This window comes from Cohnella sp. LGH (genome assembly GCF_017671885.1).
Lineage (GTDB): Bacteria > Bacillota > Bacilli > Paenibacillales > Paenibacillaceae > Cohnella > Cohnella phaseoli.
Map to the genome: position 1 here is coordinate 381,856 of NZ_CP072117.1, position 20,342 is coordinate 402,197.

Annotated in this window: 19 protein-coding genes; 13 read left to right on the top strand and 6 right to left on the bottom strand. The window is 55.9% G+C overall.

Annotated features, from left to right (window positions below; all coding sequences use genetic code 11):
* Positions 1-68: 68 nt before the first annotated feature.
* Complete coding sequence (locus tag J4772_RS01515; RefSeq protein ID WP_116062333.1) at positions 69-392, bottom strand: hypothetical protein; 324 nt, start codon at positions 390-392, stop codon at positions 69-71.
* Positions 393-517: 125 nt separating this feature from the next.
* On the opposite strand from J4772_RS01515, the gene J4772_RS01520 reads away from it, so the two are divergent.
* The 4 genes from J4772_RS01520 (at position 518) to J4772_RS01535 (ending at position 2,992) form a co-directional block, all read left to right on the top strand.
* Complete coding sequence (locus tag J4772_RS01520) at positions 518-949, top strand: BlaI/MecI/CopY family transcriptional regulator (RefSeq protein ID WP_116062447.1); 432 nt, start codon at positions 518-520, stop codon at positions 947-949.
* A complete protein-coding gene (locus J4772_RS01525) occupies positions 946-1,749 on the top strand; it encodes a M56 family metallopeptidase (RefSeq protein WP_209073872.1) in 804 nt (267 codons plus the stop codon). The genes J4772_RS01520 and J4772_RS01525 overlap by 4 nt, the downstream gene beginning before the upstream one ends.
* Before the next feature lie 69 nt (positions 1,750-1,818).
* Positions 1,819-2,607, top strand: coding sequence for a prolipoprotein diacylglyceryl transferase (gene lgt / locus J4772_RS01530; RefSeq protein ID WP_209073873.1), 789 nt, complete (start codon positions 1,819-1,821; stop codon positions 2,605-2,607).
* A gap of 166 nt (positions 2,608-2,773) precedes the next feature.
* The gene (locus J4772_RS01535) at positions 2,774-2,992 is read left to right on the top strand and encodes a hypothetical protein (RefSeq protein WP_209073874.1); all 219 of its coding nucleotides are present in this window, start codon (positions 2,774-2,776) and stop codon (positions 2,990-2,992) included.
* A gap of 131 nt (positions 2,993-3,123) precedes the next feature.
* On the opposite strand, the gene J4772_RS01540 is transcribed toward J4772_RS01535, so the two are convergent.
* Positions 3,124-5,367 carry a carbohydrate-binding domain-containing protein gene (locus J4772_RS01540; RefSeq protein ID WP_209073875.1) on the bottom strand — a complete coding sequence of 748 codons (2,244 nt, stop codon included), beginning with the start codon at positions 5,365-5,367 and terminating at the stop codon, positions 3,124-3,126.
* Between the two features lie 188 nt (positions 5,368-5,555).
* Between J4772_RS01540 and J4772_RS01545 the strand changes: the two genes are divergently transcribed.
* Positions 5,556-8,435 carry an S-layer homology domain-containing protein gene (locus tag J4772_RS01545; RefSeq protein WP_209073876.1) on the top strand — a complete coding sequence of 960 codons (2,880 nt, stop codon included), beginning with the start codon at positions 5,556-5,558 and terminating at the stop codon, positions 8,433-8,435.
* 262 nt (positions 8,436-8,697) lie between these two features.
* Here the strand turns inward: J4772_RS01545 and J4772_RS01550 are convergent, their stop codons facing one another.
* From J4772_RS01550 to J4772_RS01565, 4 genes are all read right to left on the bottom strand, one after another.
* The gene (locus tag J4772_RS01550; protein ID WP_209073877.1) at positions 8,698-8,988 is read right to left on the bottom strand and encodes a hypothetical protein; all 291 of its coding nucleotides are present in this window, start codon (positions 8,986-8,988) and stop codon (positions 8,698-8,700) included.
* A 121-nt stretch (positions 8,989-9,109) separates the two neighbouring features.
* Positions 9,110-9,424, bottom strand: coding sequence for a hypothetical protein (locus J4772_RS01555; protein ID WP_116062320.1), 315 nt, complete (start codon positions 9,422-9,424; stop codon positions 9,110-9,112).
* Entirely contained in the window at positions 9,421-9,786 is a 366-nt protein-coding gene (locus J4772_RS01560; protein ID WP_209073878.1) for a DUF6864 domain-containing function, read from the bottom strand. Before J4772_RS01560 ends, J4772_RS01555 begins: the two co-directional genes overlap by 4 nt.
* Positions 9,787-9,880: 94 nt before the next feature.
* On the bottom strand, positions 9,881-10,735 hold the full coding sequence (locus J4772_RS01565) for an AraC family transcriptional regulator (protein WP_209073879.1): 855 nt from the start codon (positions 10,733-10,735) through the stop codon (positions 9,881-9,883).
* 203 nt (positions 10,736-10,938) lie between these two features.
* Between J4772_RS01565 and J4772_RS01570 the strand changes: the two genes are divergently transcribed.
* From J4772_RS01570 to J4772_RS01605, 8 genes are all read left to right on the top strand, one after another.
* Positions 10,939-12,876, top strand: coding sequence for a glucosidase family protein (locus J4772_RS01570; RefSeq protein WP_209073880.1), 1,938 nt, complete (start codon positions 10,939-10,941; stop codon positions 12,874-12,876).
* Between the two features lie 348 nt (positions 12,877-13,224).
* Positions 13,225-14,241 (top strand): S-layer homology domain-containing protein, encoded by a 1,017-nt coding sequence (locus tag J4772_RS01575; RefSeq protein WP_209073881.1) that lies wholly within the window; start codon positions 13,225-13,227, stop codon positions 14,239-14,241.
* Positions 14,242-14,248: 7 nt separating this feature from the next.
* Entirely contained in the window at positions 14,249-14,854 is a 606-nt protein-coding gene (locus J4772_RS01580) for a transglutaminase domain-containing protein (RefSeq protein WP_209073882.1), read from the top strand.
* A gap of 83 nt (positions 14,855-14,937) precedes the next feature.
* Positions 14,938-15,837: an AraC family transcriptional regulator gene (locus J4772_RS01585; RefSeq protein WP_209073883.1), complete on the top strand. Its 900-nt coding sequence runs from the start codon at positions 14,938-14,940 to the stop codon at positions 15,835-15,837.
* Between the two features lie 208 nt (positions 15,838-16,045).
* Positions 16,046-17,032 carry an aldo/keto reductase gene (locus J4772_RS01590; RefSeq protein WP_209073884.1) on the top strand — a complete coding sequence of 329 codons (987 nt, stop codon included), beginning with the start codon at positions 16,046-16,048 and terminating at the stop codon, positions 17,030-17,032.
* Positions 17,033-17,083: 51 nt separating this feature from the next.
* Complete coding sequence (locus tag J4772_RS01595) at positions 17,084-18,451, top strand: LLM class flavin-dependent oxidoreductase (RefSeq protein WP_209073885.1); 1,368 nt, start codon at positions 17,084-17,086, stop codon at positions 18,449-18,451.
* A 48-nt stretch (positions 18,452-18,499) separates the two neighbouring features.
* Entirely contained in the window at positions 18,500-19,279 is a 780-nt protein-coding gene (locus tag J4772_RS01600; protein ID WP_209073886.1) for an ABC transporter permease, read from the top strand.
* A 28-nt stretch (positions 19,280-19,307) separates the two neighbouring features.
* On the top strand, positions 19,308-20,333 hold the full coding sequence (locus tag J4772_RS01605) for an ABC transporter substrate-binding protein (RefSeq protein WP_209073887.1): 1,026 nt from the start codon (positions 19,308-19,310) through the stop codon (positions 20,331-20,333).
* The last annotated feature ends 9 nt before the right edge of the window (positions 20,334-20,342 follow it).

Below are 20,342 nucleotides of genomic sequence, written 5' to 3' on the forward strand. Positions count from 1 at the left end.
GCTTTGCGGTCCGAGTGGAGGCATAAGGGCCAACTTGATTACTCCTTTCTTGTTCGGGACGGGGCGTCCTACAATAGCGAAATCGTAAGCAGATTAAAAAGAACGAGCGGAAGCACGAAGTTGGCATAAGGATTAGGCGGGGGCGGCCCCGGGAAAAAGGCGCGTGCGCAGCCTTCATTCGACAGTGTCAAATAAAGAACCCCGTTGTGGCAATGGCGGATGTATCCCTCGAACACATCGCCGTCCATCGTCTCGATCACGACCAGCCGATTGGCGTGTTGATCGCATAGCTGATGGAGCTGCTCTCTCACCGAACGCAGAGTTCGATGAATATGGGAGCCGCATTGATAGATCGGCTTTAGCTGAGGCTGAACCTGACTGGGCGAACTCATAGTAACGACCTCCGTATGTGGTGCATGATTCATTCTATGCGGATGCCTAATAGGGGGTTACCAAGAGAGGAGTTGACACTCGATCGAACGCATACTACACTGTGTAGTATGAGGTGAGCCGGATGATGCAGATTAAGAGGCTAAACATGAACGGCGAGGGGCTGACCCGTTTTTTCGGCCCGCTGGAAGCGAAAATTATGGATATTCTCTGGTCCTCCGAGGGGCTGACGATCAAGGAGGTGCAGTCTCTGCTCAACCAGGAAAGCCCGATCTCGGTCAACGCGGTGATGACGGTGATGAACCGGCTGCTGGACAAAGGGCACTTGGCCAAGTCGAAGTCGGGAGCCGGCCGGACGCAGGCGGCGAAATTCCGCACGCTGCAATCCAGAGAGCAATTCCTGTCGGAGCAGACGAAGGAAGTGTCGCAGGGACTGATTCAGGAATATGGAAGTCTCGTCGTGAATCACATGATAGACGCTTTGGACGAGGTGGATCCGGAAGTGATCGCCAAGCTGGAGCGTAAGCTGCAGCAGTTAAAGGATGATCGCCGCAAATGAGCAATCCCGCCGTTAAGCTCCGAAGTATGCTGGCGCTTCTATTTGTTTTTCTGATCGTAGTCGTCGTACAGATGGGAGTATTTATCGTCGAGCAAGTGGGAGAGAAATCGCTGCCCGATGCCTTCCTGCTGTTCGCGTTGGCCGATGTGGCAATCGGTTACGCGGGGGTCAGAATCGTGTGGCGCTGCCTGAAGCAGGCGTACTTATCGCGCAAATGGCTAAAGCACTTTCGGGCCAACAGGCACGCGAAGCTGTCGAAGCGGCTTAACGCCAAATATCGCGACTGGGGAACGGAAATTATCGTTATCCGCGACGACGCTTTCGTTGCGCTGACGCTCGGTATGCTGCGCCCGAAAATCGTGCTGTCTACAGCGCTGTTTGAGATGTTCGACGACAAGGAGCTGGAAGCGGTCCTGCTGCACGAAAGGTATCATTGCCGCAACCACGACGGACCGAAAATGTTCCTTTCCGCGCTGCTTGCGGACGCCTTTGGCTACTGGCCGCTTATCCATCCGATTCTTCGTTACTATCGGACCTGGAAAGAGCTGTTCGCGGATCGTTACGCCATACGGGAGATGGGGACGGAACTATATTTGGGCAGCGTCCTGCTGAAGCTGTCCAAGCTCGGTCATCCGAGCCGCAACGAGGCTGGCGTTCATTTCGCGGATGCGGCAATGAATTATCGGATGATGCAGGTGCTGGAGCCCGACAGGCCGGTGAAGGTGCCGACGGCGCTGCTCAGACCGCTGCTGGCGTCGTGCTCGCTGTTGCTTCTGTTGATGCTGGGCGGGGATTCTTGATCCCCATTTTTTTAGCCAATCATACTACATATTGTAGTTTGATGAAACAAATAGAGAGGATGAACAGAGATGAAGGTTGTTTTATTCAGTATCGGAGATTTCCATGTCCATTCCTATGGAACGATTGTTGCGCTGGCCGTATTGCTCGCTTGGGGAGTCGCCCATTATCTGTCGGCAGGGACGCCTTACCGGGAGCACCTTGACCGATTGGCCGTCTACTTGATCGTGGGCGCACTCGTATTCGCGCGCGCTTGGCACGTATTTTTCTTTCAATGGTCGTATTATTCCAAGCATCTTCATGAGATTGCGTATATCTGGCAAGGGGGTATCGCGATTCAGGGTGCGCTGATCGGAGGGATGGCCGCGATGTTCGTATACACGCGCAAGTACCGCATCTCGTTCTGGGGAATGGCGGACGTGCTGGCGCCGGCTGCCGTATTGGGTCAGGCGATCGGCAGAATCGCTTGCTTCTTGAACGGAGACGCTTACGGTTCACCGACAGGCTCGGGTTTTGGCATCGTGTACCCGGAAGGGACGATGGCTTACGCCGAATACGGCGCACAGCCTCTGTGGCCGGCGGAGGTATGGGAAGGACAATGGGATCTGATCGTCTTCGTGCTGCTGTTGTTGCTAAAAAGTCGGCGGATGCCGGCGGGTGCGCTGTTTCTGGCCTACAATATGCTCTACTCGATAGGACGGTTTATGCTGGAGATGCTGAGAGGAGACTCGCCGCGTTATTTGTTCAGCTGGACTGCGGGGCAATGGACCAGCTTTGGCGTTTTTGCCGCCAGCCTGATCCTGTTGGGCGTGCTGGCGCTGCGTAACCGCCGTGTTGGAGAAGGGCTAGCTCAGGGCTAGTTGTACGTTCGGATTATAGACCGTTATTTTCAAGCGATTCGGACTACCAACGCAGGGCTGCCCTCCAAGCCGCTCTTCCGACAATCCGGAACATTCGCTGGCGCGGAAGGCAGCCCTCTCTGTTTAGTTTCTAGCCTGAATCAGTAGGAAGTTTTGCGGCTCGTCCATGAATCTGTGCATAACGGACATCGTAAATTCGTCTAATGTCATATCGATGCTGATCTTTGTTGCCTCCGGCAACGAGATCCTTCATTTGCTGCAATTGCTCTTCCGAGAATTGCCAAGGGCCAAGTACCTTCTGAAGCAGCCCAAGATCGTCTTTCCGGTCGCCATGATGCAGGTTAACGGTCCAGCCCTTGCCGTCGTCGTGCTTCTGATAGCTTAGAATAAGCTCATTGCAGGAAGTGTATGGAAATTGCATGAACAAACAATTGGAGGAGCGGAGAGGCCTGAGCCCAATGATAAAGGCAGCGCCCGCGTCTCCCGTAGGGGAACGAAGGCGCTGCCTTTTGCGGGCTACAGCAAAGAGGCCAGGGCGACAGCCAGTTCAGCGCGGGTGAGCTGGTTGCCTGCGCTGTTCAGTGTCGCCGGCTCCTTGCCACTCAGAGAAGCGTAACGGTCCAGAATCAGCTGCATATGCGCGGCGGTAAGGTTGTCGTCGGGGCGGAACTTGCCGGTATTGTCGCCTTGCACGATCCCGTTGTCGACCGCCCAGCCGACGTAGCCGCTGTACCATGTTCCCGGCTTGATGTCGGGGAACCGATTGCTCTCGGTCGTCTCCGCACCCAGTAGCCTGCCGAGTACCGTAATGGCGGCGGCGCGGCTTACCGGAGCGTTCGGGGAGAAGCTGGCCGATCCGGTTCCGTTCATGACGCCTTTGTCATACAGTGCCTTGATCGCGGCATAAGCGCCGTCCGCCGGGTTAACGTCCGTGAAGGGCAGGCCGCCGATCGTGAATTGCCATTGCGATACGCCGGCATATTCCGCGTTGCCGGACACGACGGCGACGGTGAGGCGATAAGTTCCGTCCGCTTTCGGCATAATGTCCGAAAGGGAGCTTTGGAGCTCGGACAGCAAGCGGGTCTCGGAATAGTTTTCCGAAGGCACGTCCGTCACGGTAACCTGGATGTCCTGAGCGGGCACGTCCGCGCTAGCTTTGATAGACGTCAGCTCCGGCTTGCTGCCGGATGCCGATCCGGTCAGGCCGGCCCCGTTATTGACGCTGAAGGTCACGCGCTGCTTGCCCGAAGCGTCGGCGGAATCCGATATGCCGGAGAAGCTGTGAACTGTGTCGGTAATGACGAATGCTACGGAACCGACGGCGTTAGGATCGGAAGTTTGCTCATTCTGCCACGGATTAAATCCTTCCGGAAAATCGGGCATTCCTTCCGGTCTCGTTCCCGGGAATCCGTTTCCTTCCGGAGGCATTTGCCCGGGCGCTGGGCCGCTGCCGTCGGTCGGAGGAGCTTCTCCGGGGGCTTGGCCATTGTTGTCGGGACGAGCCCCGGGGCCGCCCATCCCACCCATCATGCCGAAGGAATTGCCTGTATACTGCTGCTGGATCTCGTTGATATAGACATGGTATTCGGTATTCGGGGCCAGCTCCGCAGAGCTGAAGGTTACGCTCTGAAAAGCTTTATCCGCCGTGTGCGTCAGCAGAGCTTTACCATTCGCATCCGTCAGCTTAATAACGCTGCCGGCCGCTTGCGTCGACGCGAAAGCCAGCTCGATGAACGTCTGCTTGGAGCCGGAGCTCGTTGCATCGTTGCGAGTGCCGAGCGCGACGACCGTTCCGCCGTTAAGGGAAATATCCATGTCCGCGTCTATGCCGCCGTCCGGGCTTCTTTCGTTGGACTGGGTCACGACCGTCCCGCCGTTGATCGTCAGATAGCCGTTGGAGTCGATGCCGTCTCCTTCCGCCCCGAGCCCGGCGTTCACTTTCAAGTAGCCGCCGTTGATCGTCGTCACGGAGATGCGGTCTTCGTTGGTGTTGATGCCGTCATCCTGAGCTTTGATCTCGATGTGGCCGCCGTTGATCGTCAGGTGCAGCTCCGAATTGAGCCCTTCGTTGTCTCCTTCGATATACAGCTTGCCGGTTCCGGCGGATTCTCCGGAAATGTTCATCGACATTTTGGAATAGAACGCACCGTCGTACTTGTGAAGCTTCTTGGTCGTCCCTTCCTTATAGATGCGGGCTACGTGTGAGCCGTTCGCCTTGTTGACCGAACCGTCCGCCAGAACAACCTGAGCGCCTGCTTTGGACAGATCGGTGACGCCTTTCGTATCAGCCGCGGCGTCGTAAGGCTCGTACACATTGTAGAAAATGACGGCCGGCGCAACCGTGCAAGTAATGTCCGCTCCGTCCAGAATCAGGACCACGACCGCCGTTGGATCGCTGGATGCTTTGTCTCCCAGGTCGACGGCAAGCTGGCCAGCCGACAAAGTACCGGAGACGCGATAAGTTCCGGGTTTAGTAATCGTTACAACGGTGTGTCTGGCCGCCTCTTCGGCAGAGTGTTCGTCGGCAGTCTCTCCTTCTCCGTATGCACTGCCGTGTCCGGCCTCGTAATAGATGATATCCGCTCCCACATATACGGCGGATCCGGAGTCGGTCGACGCCGCTTTACCGTCTACCGTTACTCCATCGTTGGACAGCCGGATGGCGATCTCCCCCTCCGCGCTTGCGGCCGATGCGGACACCGTGGCGCAGGACAGCGCGAGTACCAAGGCGAGAAGCAGGAATGAAGTTCTTTTCAGCATGTGTATCGGGCACTTCCCTTCACTATGATATGCCCCTACTGTAACTGGACAGTCTTAAATGAAACTTAAATGGATTTTCGCAGTCGTTGTCATCTTTTTTTTCGGAACCTTGGCAAATGTTTAGAAAAGGTTGAGAGGCGATTCGCTATAATGAGCCGAATAACTAACATCCACCGGGGGAATCTCAGATGAACAATCGAATGAAGACTAGCTTGATTGCGGTTCTAACGTTCTGCCTATTTCTTTCGTTATGCTCGATTGCGGCTGCCGCACCGGCGAAAATTACGTTTAATCTCTCCAATACGGCGGGAGAGCCGGGAGAGGAGGTTGCCGTGAATCTGACGGTCGATATTCCGGGTGATGGGTTTTATTACTCCTACCTCCCTTTTTTAGATTGGGAGCTTCCGACATCGAACTATCGGTTCGGAAACTGGGAAAACGGCACTTCGATCACTATTTTTCTAACTATTGACGAGAATGCTCCTTCGGGCAGCTATTCCGTGTTCATCGATCGTGAGAACACAGAAGTAAATAAAGGCCCTGCATCCAATACGGTCAACCAGCCGGTTAACGATTACGTGGACGTAGCCGGAACGGTCACCGTTTATAAGCAAGCGACGGTCGGCACCGTTAGCGGGACAGCGGGCAGCCTGGTGAACGTCCCCGTGACGACCAACTCTACGGAACCGATCGGCTATTACGATCTGACGATTCCTTACGATCCGAATGCGCTGGAGGTAAGCGTCGTAACGGCGACTTACGGTGGAAATCTCGACTATCAGGACGAATCGGGGACGTTAAGAGTGACATGGGACGGCCAAGTCGATAACACTTCAATCGTGAACGGACAACTGTTCAACGTCGCGTTCAAGATCAAGACGGATTCGCCGCTTGGGGACAAGGCGTTGGCTATTGCTTCGGGAGCTGTGATCAAAAATACGACAGGCAGCGTTATGACCCCGTTCTATACGCGTCCAGGTTCGGTCAAGGTGACATCTAATCTCGCTCCGGTTGCAGAGAACGTTAGCGTAACGGGAACAGAAGTCGTTGGCCAGACATTGACGGGAACGTATTCGTATTCGGATCACGAAGAAGACGCCGAAGACGCATCCATGTTCAAATGGTATCGCGCAGACACTGCCGGAGGGGCTAACGAACAGCTTATTTCCGGAGAGAGCGGAGTGGAGTACACGCTGCAGCCGGCAGATAAGGGGAAATATATCCGCTTCGAGGTGACGCCTGCGGCAAGCGCCGGCACATCTCCCGGCTCTCCAGTGAAAAGCGGCTTTACGGGGCAAATTGCAGCGCCGACCTATTCGGTCTCTTACGACGGCAATGGCGCTACCGTCGGCAGCCTGCCGACGACCCCGCAAGGCTATGAGGAAGGCGACGTCGTCGTAGTGCTTGGGAACGTAGGCAGTCTTGAGAACCCTCACCACAGTTTCTCCGGTTGGACGCTTGATTCGCTGAACGCGGGATCGCTTTATTTGCCGGGGGATACTCTGACGATTGGGACGGAACCGATTACTTTGTATGCCAAATGGATCGTCAATAAGTACACGGTTTCGTTTCATTCGAACGGCGGCAGCACGGTGGAGAGCATACAGGCCGACTACGATACGGCGTTTGCCGCCCCGACGCGCCCCAGCCGTTCGGGATACTCCTTCATAGGTTGGTATAAGGATGAACAGTTGACCGAGGCCTGGAGCTTCGATTCCGATAAGATCGCCGGAGACACAGATTTGTACGCCAAATGGTCGCGGAACTCCGAAAGCTCCGGCGGCGGAGGGGGGCCGACGGTTCCGGCTGCACAAGAAGGAGACTCTTTTAAAGTTAAGATCAACGGCAAAGAAGGAATCGTGGGCACGCTGACAACAGCGGTGGACAAGGGGCGTACGGTTTCGCTCGTCTCGCTGGACCGGACGAAGCTGGCCGCCCTGTTGGAGTCCGGAGACGAGGGATTCAAACTTGCGATTCCGATCGCCGGCGCTGCAGCCAGTGTAACCGTGGAGTTGAATGGCGAATCTGTTAGGACACTGGAAAGCAAACAGGCGATACTCGAATTCAAGACGGACAAAGGGTCGTACGTTCTGCCCGTATCCCAGTTGGGCATTCAAGAGATTGCCCGCCAACTGGGCGCTTCGGCCGACTTGCAGCAGATTAAGCTTCAGATCGAGATGGCGGATTCTTCCGAGGCGATCGCGAACGCGTTTAACGGGGCGGCTTCCAAAGGCGGTTTTACGATTGTCGCCCGGCCTCTGGAGTTCCACGTAACTGCGGTTAACGGAAGCCGATCCGCGGAGATTTCGGCTTTCAGCACCTTCGTGGAACGAGAGATCGCTCTTCCCGACGGCGCGTCGGCCGATCGGGTAACAACGGGAGTAGCGGTCGATCCGGACGGCACGGTACGGCATGTTCCGACGAAGATCGTGCAAGAGAACGGCCGACAAACGGCCCGCATTCATAGCTTGACGAACAGCTCTTATGCCGTTATCTGGAATCCAATCGAATTCAAGGACGTGGCAGAGCATTGGGCGAAGGACGCGGTCAACGACATGGGCTCGCGTCTCGTTATCGGAGGCGTAGGCGAGGGACGGTTTAGTCCGGATCTGGACATTACCCGCGCTGAGTTCGCGGCGATCGTCGTCCGGGCGCTTGGACTTAAGCCCGTGCAGGGGATAAGCTCTTACCCGGATGTTGATGCGAAGGCTTGGTATCAAGGAGAGGTAGAGGCGGCGAAAGCCTATGGCCTCGTCAACGGATATTCCGACGGCGCCTTCCGCCCAGCGGAGCGAATCACCAGAGAGCAAGCGCTCGTCATTCTTGCTCAGGCGATGAAACTGACCGGTTTGAAGGACAAGCTACAATCGTCCGCGCAACCGTCCATTGATGGCTTCGCCGACGCGGACCAAATTTCCGCTTGGGCGAAAGCAAGCGTGTCCGAAAGCTTGCAGGCGGGGCTCGTCAATGGCCGGAAGGATAACCGACTGGCACCGAAAAGCTTTATTTCCAGAGCCGAAGTCGCCGTGCTCGTGCAACGCCTGCTGAAAGAATCCGATTTGATCTAGTTGCGGGACGTTCCCGCGATCGGAGAGGGCTGTCTCATAAGTTAACGGAGCCGTACCGAAAGATTATTGATGAATGCAGGGGAATGGGCATCTATCTCCTTCCGATGCTATAACGATCCTGAAGTTTTGAATAGGTAGACTTGTGACAGGGTCATTTCAGGACCGTATGAGGCAATCTCAGGAGATAGATGCCCTTCTCTTTTTATCGATAATCTTGTACGTTCCTACTTATGGGACAGCTCCCTTTTCTTATGTTCACAGTTTAGAATTGGCCTTCGCATCCCGAACCCGGCCCCGCCAAGGCACATTCTTGGCCTTCGCGCCGCAACCCCGGCTCCGCCAAGGTACATTCTTGGCCTTCGCGTCCCGAACCCGGCCCCGCCAAGGCACATTCTTGGCCTTCGCGTCCCGACCCCGGCCCCGCCAAGGCACATTCTTGGCCTTCGCGCCGCAACCCCGGCTCCGCCAAGGTACATTCTTGGCCTTCGCGTCCCGAACCCGGCCCCGCCAAGGCACATTCTTGGCCTTCGCGCCGCAAAACCGGCTCCGCCAAGGCACATTCTTGGCCTCCGCGCCGCAACCCCAGCCCCGCCAAGGCACATTCTTGGCCTCTCCGTCCCGGCCTTCGCGCTAAATTCCACCGCTGCTTATCCCAATGTTCCGACTCCCCTATCCTATCCGCCGCCCTCCTTCGAGCGCGATCCGATTAAATAACCGATAATCGTCGATTCGACGGGCAGAACGACAAGCGTCCACAGTTCCTTAAGGCCGAAGTCGGGAGAACGGTATTTGTCGGGGGTCAAAGTGTACACCAGCGCGATGAGCAGGACGACAAGCGCGATTGTGCCCACGATATACAGGCGGACGTTGTCCCCCGAGCCGAAAAATCGGCCCAGGAAGCCAAGCTCGGCTTTGCGCTTCTCGCTTTCCGAGTTGGCGGCGATAATTTTGCTGGCGACCTTCGGATCTTGAATTTCGAGTTTATTCATGCCCCGGGCCCCCCCTCTCCCGCGAAAAAGGTGAACGTAAGCGACCAATTCGTCGCTTCGTAGTTGATCGTAACCTCGTAACGAAGAGAAAGGGGGCGATTGTTCAGGACGCCGAGGCGGATCATGTCGCGGTTGCCTGTCGGCTTGCCTCTGGGGAAGTTGACGCAGGCGATTCGCACCTCATTGTAGCGAACAAGGCTGATGTCGGTCGTGAAGTCGTTCCTCTCCGGCTCATACTCCGCGCAGAATACGAATTTCAGCGGATCGTGCTCTTCCGAAAGAACGATCTCGATCGGGTTCATGTCGTAGGCGAACACTCTGCCATGGTAGACGGCTTCGAATCCTCCGGACGTAATTTTCATTGCGATTCCCTCCCCGAGGCCCGAGCGATTAAGCCGCGTACAGGCTTCTTTAATCTATGTTTACGATTGGAATCGCCGAGACATGACATCGGGATCAGTGCCGCTCCCGATGCTGCTCGCGGAATACTCCCGGGCTTGCGCCGTGATGCTTGCGAAACGCCTTCGAGAAGTACGAGAGATCCCCGAACCCTACGGAAGCCGCGATCGTGCCGACCGGGACCCGGGTGTGGATCAGCATGCGAGCGGCTTGTTCCATTCGGTAGCGGGTCAGGAAGTCGTGAGGCGACTTGCCGATTCGTGCGCGGAACCGCTTGGAGAAATAGGAGCGTTCCAGTCCTACATGGCTCGCCAGGTCGGCTACGGTCAGCGGGCGAGAGTAGTTGGACCGGATGAAGCGAATCGCTTGCTGCACGGACTCGTCTGCGTCTCGTTTGGACAAGGAGCCGAGCGCGACGGAGGACTGACTTGTCTCTTCCATTAGACAGGCAAAGAAACGAAATAAATGGCCGATGCCGTCGGCCTCTCCGATGAAGGATTCGTCCGAAGTGCCTTCGAACATCCGCTCGAACAGATCGGAAATCCGTCCCGGCTCGCGAAAAGAATATGTAGGATGCTCCTCCGTCAGCCCTGCTGCGGTCAAATACGCGCCGAAAGCTTCCGGGTCGAATCCGACCCATACATACTGCCACGGCTCGTCCTCATCCGCGCGATAAGCTCCCGGCACGTTGGGGAACAATACGAAGCAATCCCCGTTTTTCAGCTCGTACGACGTATTGTTCACTTGAAACTTTCCTTTGCCTGAACGGATATAGTGGAGCAGCACGTGATCGCGCATTGCCGGACCGTAGCCGTGGCCGGAGGGGCAGCGATGGTATCCGCAGTAGTACAACCGAATCGGCCGCCCCGGCAAACTGGTAGTAATAAAATGTTCTCCGAATTCGCGCTCCATCTTTTCGCCCCTTTACAGCTCCCCGTCGAATCGTCGGAGAGACACATTTTTCTCACCATATCTCTATCATATTAAGGACTTCTCCGAAAATAAACACACAAAATTACCAATCTATCACACAGGACTAAGCTCCCTGCCGCCGCTGGCTTCCGCTACAATGGAAGCACTTCTTTATATTTCAATCGATAAGGAGCGGCATTACGATGAGCGCTAGATTAGAAAATGCCCGGTGGCAATTAAACGAGAACGGCATCCTGTGGGAGATCGGATCGGACGCCAGACTGCCTCACAACGATCAGCTTGAGATGAGCGGCCGCAGCGTCTCCGCGATCGTCCGGTACGGCGTCAATGAAGCGGGAGAACTTCTGCTCGTTAGACAGGTTGTATGGCCGATGCTTCGCACGATACCGAACAATACGCATGCAAGCTTGACGCATGAGTATCCCGAAGAGGCGATTCCCCGTGTAAAAGCGAACGGTCGGTTTCTGTCCGCGGAGCGGCCGCAACAAGTCATTTTCGACGGGCTGCTGGAAATCGAAAGCGAGACAGGGGAAGGATTGACGGTGCGCCGTCGTCTGTTTCCGGCTTCCGAGAGTCCCGCGCTGCTAGAGACGGTGACGATTACGAACGCGACGGACACCCCTGTTATCCTGGAAGCGGAGCCGTCGGAATACTCCAGCCGTGGCAGAGGCGCCGGCGGAATTTACGTGATCGAAGTCTGCGTGGATGCAACCGGACCGGTCGAGCTGAAGCCAGGCGAGAGCGTCGAATTTCACGTGTCGTACGTCGGACGTAAATGGAGCGAGCGTCTTGAAGCTCCAGATCATCAGCAGGAAGAGCACAAAAGAAGGGAGCAGGTCGAAGCGCTGCGGGGCAAGCTCCGTTTCGAATCGCCGGACCCGGTTCTCGGCCGCATGTTCGAATTCGCCAAGCTTCGCGCTTCGGAGAGTCTGTTCCGCACGAAATACGGACTGCTGCACAGCCCCGGCGGAGGGCATTACTATGCCGCGGTTTGGACGAACGACCAGATCGAATACGCGGCGCCTTTTTTCGCTTACCTGGGGGACCGACCCGCGATCGAGGCCAGCTTAAACGCCTTCCGGCTCTACATGCCCTTCATGGGACCGGACAATGTGCCGATTCCAAGCTCCGTCATCTCCGAGGGCATCGATATTTGGGAAGGGGCGGGTGACAGGGGCGATGCGGCCATGTACGCCTACGGAGCGTCGAAGTTCGCGCTCGCGACGGGCAGCCGAGAGATTGCCGAGGAGCTGTGGCCCGCAATTGCGTGGTGCTTGAACTATTGCAGAAGCCGCTTGACTACAGAGGGGGTCGTCGCTTCCGACTCCGACGAACTGGAAGGGAGATTCCCGACCGGCGGGGCCAACTTGTCTACATCGGCGCTGGCTTACGGCGGATTCCATTACGCTTCGGCGCTCGCCCGGGAGCTGGGCATGCGGGAGGAAGCCGATGCGGCGGCGAAGTCGGCGGACGACCTGCGCGAGGCGATCGAAGCCTATTTCGGCGCCGAGGTGGAAGGCTTCCGAACGTACCGCTATTATGCAGGCAACGAGGTTTTGCGGTCTTGGATCGGTCTTCCGCTGTCCCTCGGCATTACGGAACGAAAAGACGGTACGATCGCGGCAATGCTGTCCCCCCGTCTATGGACGGAGGACGGGCTGGCGACGGAGGCCGGCGACACCGTGTTCTGGGATCGTTCTACGCTATATGGACTGCGCGCGCTGTTCGTGGCAGGCGAGACCGAGAAGGCGTTGGATAAGCTGTCCGCGTATTCGAAGCGGCGCTTACTTGGAGACCATGTGCCCTACGCGGTTGAAGCGTACCCGGAAGGAAACCAGCGTCATCTGTCCGCCGAAAGCGCGCTGTACGGCCGGATCGTGACGGAAGGCCTGTTCGGCATTTCTCCGACAGGCCTCGCTTCCTTCTCTTGCGCTCCGCACTTGCCGGAAGGCTGGCCTTCCATGGCGCTGTCGGGAATTCAGGCGTTTGGACGGAGCTTTGATCTGAAGGTGAGTCGTTCCGGCGAGGGGACCGTTCTCCTGACCGTGACGGCGGACGGCCGCGAAAAAACGCATTCCTTACGGGATGGAGAAGCGGCGGAGGTTAGGTTCGAATCATGATTTGTTGAAAAAGGCAGCGCCTTCGGGCTTCCTGTAGAGGGGGCAGGGGCGCTGTTTTTTCTGAAAAGAACTCGAATTTATCTGTACGATAAATCGTACAAAAACCGCGATTTTGTTGGTCGATGCGTACATTCCATGTGATTTTTCGTACAAAATACGGCGATAGAAAGGTCGGATTAATGGATTTGTACGATAAACCGCACAATTTCATTTTGATCTCCAAATACCCCTCCAGTCTCCAACTTTCCTTTATGTACCATACGGCGTATGTTAACCTTGATCTAACGCCGAGTTTCGCGGTTTGTCGCGTCCGGTAGGAGAGAAACCAGTTGAAGGAGAGATTGGGTGTTGAGGAAGAGTATTTCCGCCATTCTTGTTTTCGTGATTGCGATACAAATGTTTACGATTGCCTACTCGACCGGCGTCGAGCGTTCTTCGGCTGCTGCCGCTGAAGCTCTTTCGGAGGAGGCGCGGGAAAGGCTGGAGGAGCTGGTTGCTCAAAACATTCTTCCGGATTCTTTTCAGCGCAATTTGCGTCAGGCGATTACGGTGGACGAGCTGGCGCGGCTGTATTACCGAGAGGAGCGGGGACTGGATCGAATCCAGATCGACCATCCGGGCTTCGACGAAAATACGCCCGATTACATCAAAGCGGCCTTCTTGTACGGAATGATCGACGATCTGAACGATCTGAAGCTGACGATGACTCGCGCAGAGGCGGCCAAGCGGATTTCGAAGAGTCTGACCTACACGGTGGGGACCGACGTTTTTACGCGGGATTTCGCTTCCGTTAAGCCAAGCGATTTCCATGCGGTCGGGAATGTTCTGTCTGCCAGCGTCATCCCGGCTATTCAAGGCAATTTTCAACCGAACAAGCCCTTTACCCGCGAACAAGCCGTCATTGGAATGGATGCGCACTCGTCGGGCAATATCCGCGGGATTTTGCCTTTTAGCGGCTTGAACGGCCAAGAGAGCATAACGGTGGGTTCCAATTACGCCTATGTGAGCTTCGAGTCGGCCAAGGACGCCAAAGAATACATCGGATATCAGGTCAAGAATATGACCAAGGGCGTGAAGCTGACGGGTAAGCAGCAGAGGATCGACGTCGGCTTCGCTATTTTGGAGCTATGGACTCCGACGCACGAGGTCAAGTTCACGTTCAAGAACGGCCTGGAACGTCTTCGTTTTCGCGGAGATTCGGTTCTGTACGGTACTTTCGTCTATACGAACTGGCATGGAGAGGGCTATCTGGCCGAGCCGCGAGAGCTGAAGGCGGGAGAGAAGGCCAATCTGGAGCTGCAGCCGGACTCCGTTCACCGCAAGCTGTATGATCGCATGGATCCGATTTTGAAAAAAAATTCTTAAGCCGAACATGACGGAAGAGCAGAAGGTTAAAGCTATTTTCGATTACGTTGTGACCCAAATCAAATACTCCAGCGGAGCGGATTATATCTCGGCGGCCAACGCGCTGAAAGCGATCGAGGAAGGCAGGGGCGTGTGCGCCCACTATACGTCGCTGTTTCACTATTTGGCTACGAGGGCGGGCATTCCGACGATTCCGCTTTCCGGACCCTCTTTTGTCGGGGAGCATGCCTGGAATATGGTGTATTTAAACGGCAAATGGGTCTATGTCGACGCTACGCTGGCGGACGGCAAGAAAACCATCGATTACACCTACTACCTGAAAGACGCCATGTTCATGATGAAGACGCGGACGTGGATGGGATACGGCTACCCGGACATCAACATTTATCCGGAAGTGGACGGCATGAACCTGAAAACGACCGAGGAGCTGCGCGTGTATTTGCTGAGGAAAATGGCGGAGAGCCGTACAGAGCCGCCGAAGAAGATTACTTTTAAGGTAGCTGGCGCCAAAGTGGATACGGACGTCAAGTTTCTGACCGTAGTCAGTCCTGAATATAAATACAAGCTGAATTACGATTCTAAGAACAAGCTGTACACGATGATCCGAGGCTAGCGGGCGTGGCGCAAAAAGAGCAAAAAACATCAAGAACATCCGTTCTTGTGCGGCTACAATAAGGAGTGAAGGGAGGTCGCAAGGTGTCGTCGTATGAGGAAGCGATTCAGCGTGTCGTAGATGAGATCGAGGAAAGACTGGGAGAGGAATTGAGGTTTTCCGGCTTGGCGCGGCTGTCGAACTTTTCGGAGTTTCATTTCCACAGGGTTTTTCATACTTTTGTGGGGCTGCCTGTCATGGAGTACGTTCGCGTCCGCAGGCTGGCGCGCGCAGCATGCCGCATCGCCTATTCGCAGGATCGACTTCTGGACATCGCGCTCGATTGCGGCTTCGGGACGCCGGAGACGTTCAGTCGAGCCTTCCGCAAGCTGTACGGCATGACGCCTGGCGACTACCGGAAGAAGGGCCTTCGTCCTCCGGAGTACGCTAAGGTCAATGTGCTGGAACGAAGGATTAATCCGTACTTAGGAGGAATTCGCATGAAGTATCGTATTGAGACCAAGCCGGCCTTCGAGGTGATCGGCTACTCGATTCGTACGAGAAACGAAGACGGGCAGAACAATCGGGACATACCGGCTTTCTGGGGGCAATATATGGCGGAGAAAAAAGGAGAAAGCTTGTACGGGGTGGCCGCATCCAATGTGGAGTATGGAATCTGCGGCGACTTCGACATGGAATCCGGCGAATTCAGCTATATCATCGGCGTCGAGGCTAGAGAAGGCGCCCAAGCCCCCGAAGGGACGATCAAGCGCAGCTATCCAGAGGAGACCTACGCCGTATTCACGACGCCTAAGGTTGCTCCCGATCAGTTTACGGACTCCATTCAGAATACGTGGTTAGCCATCTTCAGCGAATGGTTCCCCAACTCCGGCTACGAGCACTCCGGCGGCGCAGAGTTCGAGCATTACGACGAGCGATGCTGGCAGGACCGCAACGAACAGCTGGAGATGGATATTTATATCCCGATCAAAAGCAAAGCCTGAGACGCTGCGCGGTCGAACGATCATTCGCCGAGATCTGCGTTTAGCGGAACAAATTTCGATTGAAAATGCGATTGGTCTATGTTAATGTACTAGTTAACAGGTTGGAAAACTAATAATTAAGCTCGACCGGACAGCCGGAGAGACGCTATTCACGTTAAGTGGGCGTCTTCCGGCTGTTTATTTTGTTGGATTTAGAGGGGATTAAGAGATGAAATATCGCAGATTGGGCCGCACTGGCCTAAAGGTATCCGAAGTCGGCTTGGGCACGATGGCGTTCGGACGATGGATTGACGAGCAAGCCTCGGAAGCGGTGCTGAACGCAGCGTTGGAGGCTGGCATTAATGTGGTGGATACGGCGGATATTTACGGTCGGGGAATGGATCTGGGCGATCCGACCCTCATTGGGGAGTCGGAGGAGATTATAGGGAATACGCTGCGGGGCCGCCGGAGCGAGGTGATTCTGGCTACGAAGTTTCATGCCCGAGTAGGGACGGGCGTTAACGATGCCGGGCAGAGCCGCTATCACATTTATCGTGCGTTGGAAAACAGTCTGAAAAGACTGAAGACGGATTACGTCGATCTGTATCAGGTGCACAGCTTCGACGCGGAGACGCCGATCGAGGAGACGCTTCGCGCCCTGGACGATCTGATCCGGCAGGGGAAAATTCGCTATATCGGCTGTTCGAATTATGCGGCTTGGCAGCTCGCGAAGGCCCATGGGGTGAGCGCTCTGAACGGCTTGCACCGCTTCGAAAGCGTTCAGCCGGAATACAGCTTGATAGCGCGAGATATGGAGAGGGAGCTGGTTCCGTTCGCCGAGTCCGAGCAGGTCGGCGTTCTGGTGTACAGCCCGCTTGGCCGGGGCATTCTGACAGGCAAATACCGCCAAGGCGAGGCGCCGCCGACCGAATCTCGACTGGCCGCCGGTGAGAAGCGTCTGGAGCTGCTGCTGCAAGGCAACCCGGCTTACGCCTTGGTTGATGCGATTAAGCCGTTGGCGGAAGCAAGAGGATGGACGCTGGCGCAATTCGCGTTCGCGTGGGTGCTCAGTCATTCCTATGTGTCCTCGGCCATTCTCGGAGCGTCCAAGCCGGAGCACGTTCGCGACTCGCTGCGCTATGCGGATGAGCGTCTTACTCCGGAAGAGCTGACAGAGATCGATGAGATTTCCAAGAAGCTCGGTCTTTTTTTATAAGTTAATTCCTAGTTAACCGATTTGAATATATAAAATTTGGGAGGCGTACAGATGAGCGCACAGAAACGTCAGCTTCACTTAGGTTTGTTTTTATTTTCGACCGGCTATCATCCCGCGGGATGGAGGCTCCCGGAGGCCGTAACGGACGGAGCATTCGATCCGAAGTTTCTTCACAGGGTCGCGCGCAGACTGGAGGAAGCCAAATTCGATTTCTTCTTCCTCGGAGATGCCTTGGCATCCAGCGCGGACATGCAATATCAATTTCCATCGCAAATGGTGCGGCTGGAGCCATTCACGATGATCGCCAATATTGCCGCCGTTACGGAGAAGATCGGCTTGATCGTGACTGCGAACACGACGTATGCCGAACCCTATCATATCGCCCGATTGACGGCGTCGCTGGACTATTTGAGCAGCGGACGCGTCGCCTGGAACGTCGTTACGGGAGCCGATACGAGGGCCGCGCTGAATTTCAGCCGCGAGAAGCACTGGGATAACGCCAAGCGCTACGATTACGCCGACGAATTTGTACAGGTCGTCAAGGATCTGTGGGACTCCTGGGAGGATGACGCCTTTGTCCGCGACAAGGCTGGGGGCGTGTTCGTCGACGAGAGCAAGGTGCACAAGATCAACCATGCGGGAGAGCACTTCTCTGTCGCCGGTCCGTTGAACGTTGCCAGGCCTCCGCAAGGACAGATCCCGTTGCTCTCGGCAGGCACTTCCGAGCGCAGTCAGGAGCTGGGGGCGCAATTCTCCAACGCCATCTTCACCGGGCAGATTCATATCGCCGGAGCGAAGCAGTTCTATTCCGGCATCAAGAGCAAAATGGCCAAGTACGGGCGCGACCCGGGCGAGCTGTCCATTCTGCCGGGGCTCGTGCCTTTAGTCGGCAGAACGGAGGAGGAAGCCAGAGCGAAGTACCGCGAGCTGAACGAACTGCTCGTGACGGACTTTAATCTGGCTCCATTATCGGCACGCATTGGCATCGATCTGTCGGGTTACTCGCTTGACGGACCTCTGCCGGACCTGGAGTTGTCCACTCTGCCGGGAGGCGCGGCCAAGGACTTGGTGACGCTGGCCCAACGGGCGTCCGGCCGCGAGGATATTACGGTGCGCGAGCTGTTCCACTACTTCTCGGCCACCTGCCGCGGGCATTTACTCATCGTCGGCAACCCCGAGCAGATAGCCGACCAGATCGAGGAATGGTTCGTTCAGGAGGCAGCGGACGGGTTCAATATTTGCCCGCCTTATATGCCGGGAGGCTTGGATCTGTTCATCGATCTGGTCGTTCCGGAGCTGCAGCGGCGCGGCTTGTTCCGCACCGAGTATGAAGGCAGTACGTTCCGCGAGCATTTCGGCTTGTCCCGTCCGGACAATCGGTTCGCGAAGCGGGCCGTCCTGCAGACGGCTTCCGAGTAACGCGACTATTGGCCGGGAGCGCCGCAAGACGAGAAATGAGGGAATTCAATGGGAATCGGAAAACCGGCCAAGAGCAGTTGGCGCATTGTTACGGGACAGATTGCGCTGCTCCTGATCGTGCTCGGCTTAATCGAATATATTGTCCGGGCGGAGATCGTCGGAAGCTTATACCTGTCCAAGCCGACGCTGGTCGTCGAAGAGATCGTAAAGCTGTTCACGCAAGGGGAAATCTTTCATCATCTGTTCGTTACGCTTCAGGAATTTGCCGCAGGCTACGTGCTCTCGGCAGTGGCGGGCATCGGCACGGGTATGCTTCTTGTACTTATTCCGAAAGCAGAAACGTTCTTTCGTCCGTTTCTGTCGGCTCTGCTCGCCGTGCCCAAAGTGACGATCATTCCCCTGCTGATGCTCTGGCTCGGTATCGGTTTGTCGCACAAGGTCGCTATTGTATTCCTGTTCTGCTTCTTTACGATCGCGTTCAATACAATTACGGGGATCAAACAGACGGCGGACAATCACCTGAAGGTGTCGAGAGTGTTCGAGGCATCCAAGCTCCAGACGATCGTGAAGGTGATTCTCCCTTCCTCGGCGCCTACGATTTTCGTAGCCTTGCGGGTGTCGGCGGCAACCGGGCTTGTCGGAGCGCTGTTCGGGGAAATGGTCGCTTCCAAAGACGGGCTGGGCAATCTGCTGATTCAAGCCACATCCCTGTATGATACGGCCAAAGCCTTTGCCATCATTACCGTCGTGACAGTCGTGTCCGTCCTAATCATCGCTGTCATCGACCTTCTGGAGAAGCGAGTCGTGCTAAAGTGGAAATCCGCTTGATTTTATTTTCAACTAGGGAGAGAAAACCATGAGAAAAAGAAATGGATTGGGAGTTCTTGCTGCTGTGATCGTTCTATCCATAGGTCTGGCCGGATGCGGGGGCTCGAATAAAGGGGACCAAGCTTCGAAGCCCGCGCAAGCTTCGGCAACGAATGTGTCGGCTTCGGGCTCGGGCAGCCCGGAGCTGCAGAAAATCCGTTACGCGCCATTTAACGGAGTCAGCGGCTTGGCCGTTCGTTTCGGCGCTGAGAAAGGCTTTTTCAAGGAAGAAGGGCTGGACGTGGAGTTCATCTCCGCCCAGAATGCGATCGAAGCCGTTACGAGCAACTCCGTCGATATTGCCGATAATGCCACCACTTCGGCGATTGTGGCCGCAGGCAAAGGCGCACCGATCAAAATCGTCTCTTCGATGTTCCGTACAAAGGGGCCGTTCTATTTGGTTGCCGCGCCCGGAATCGAGAGCGTGGAAGATTTGAAGGGGAAGAAGGTCGGAGCCGCCGCCTTCGGCAGCGGGCTGGACGCGTATACGCAGGTCATTCTGAAGCAGCACGGCTTGAGCAAAGACGACGTTACCTATCTAGCTAACGGAGCGAACGACGCGGCATACGCCAGTCTGACCTCCGGTCAAGTCGACGCCACGATCATTCACGAGCCATTCGCTTCCTTGGCGGAGCAGTCGGGCAAAGGCAAGATTCTGGCGCGGGGCTGGGACTACCTGCCGAACTTCCATACCGGCGTGCTGATCTCCAGCAACAGCTTTATCTCCGATCATCCGGATTTGGTTGAGAAGCTGCTGCGAGCCTACTTCAAGTCGCAGGAATACGCGAAGAGTAACCTGGACGAGTACAAAGCCTTTTTCCTGGAAAATATCAAAATCGACTCGAAGGCCGTCGACAGCGCATTCGAACGCGAACAGGTGCTGTGGGAGAACAACCCCGACGTTAATCTGAAGGATCTAGAGGAGACGCAGCAGATTCAGGTCGAGTTGGGCTTCCAGAGCGAAGTGTACGATGTCGAGAAAATTCTCGACCTGCGCTATATTCCGAAATCGTAACAGAAACGC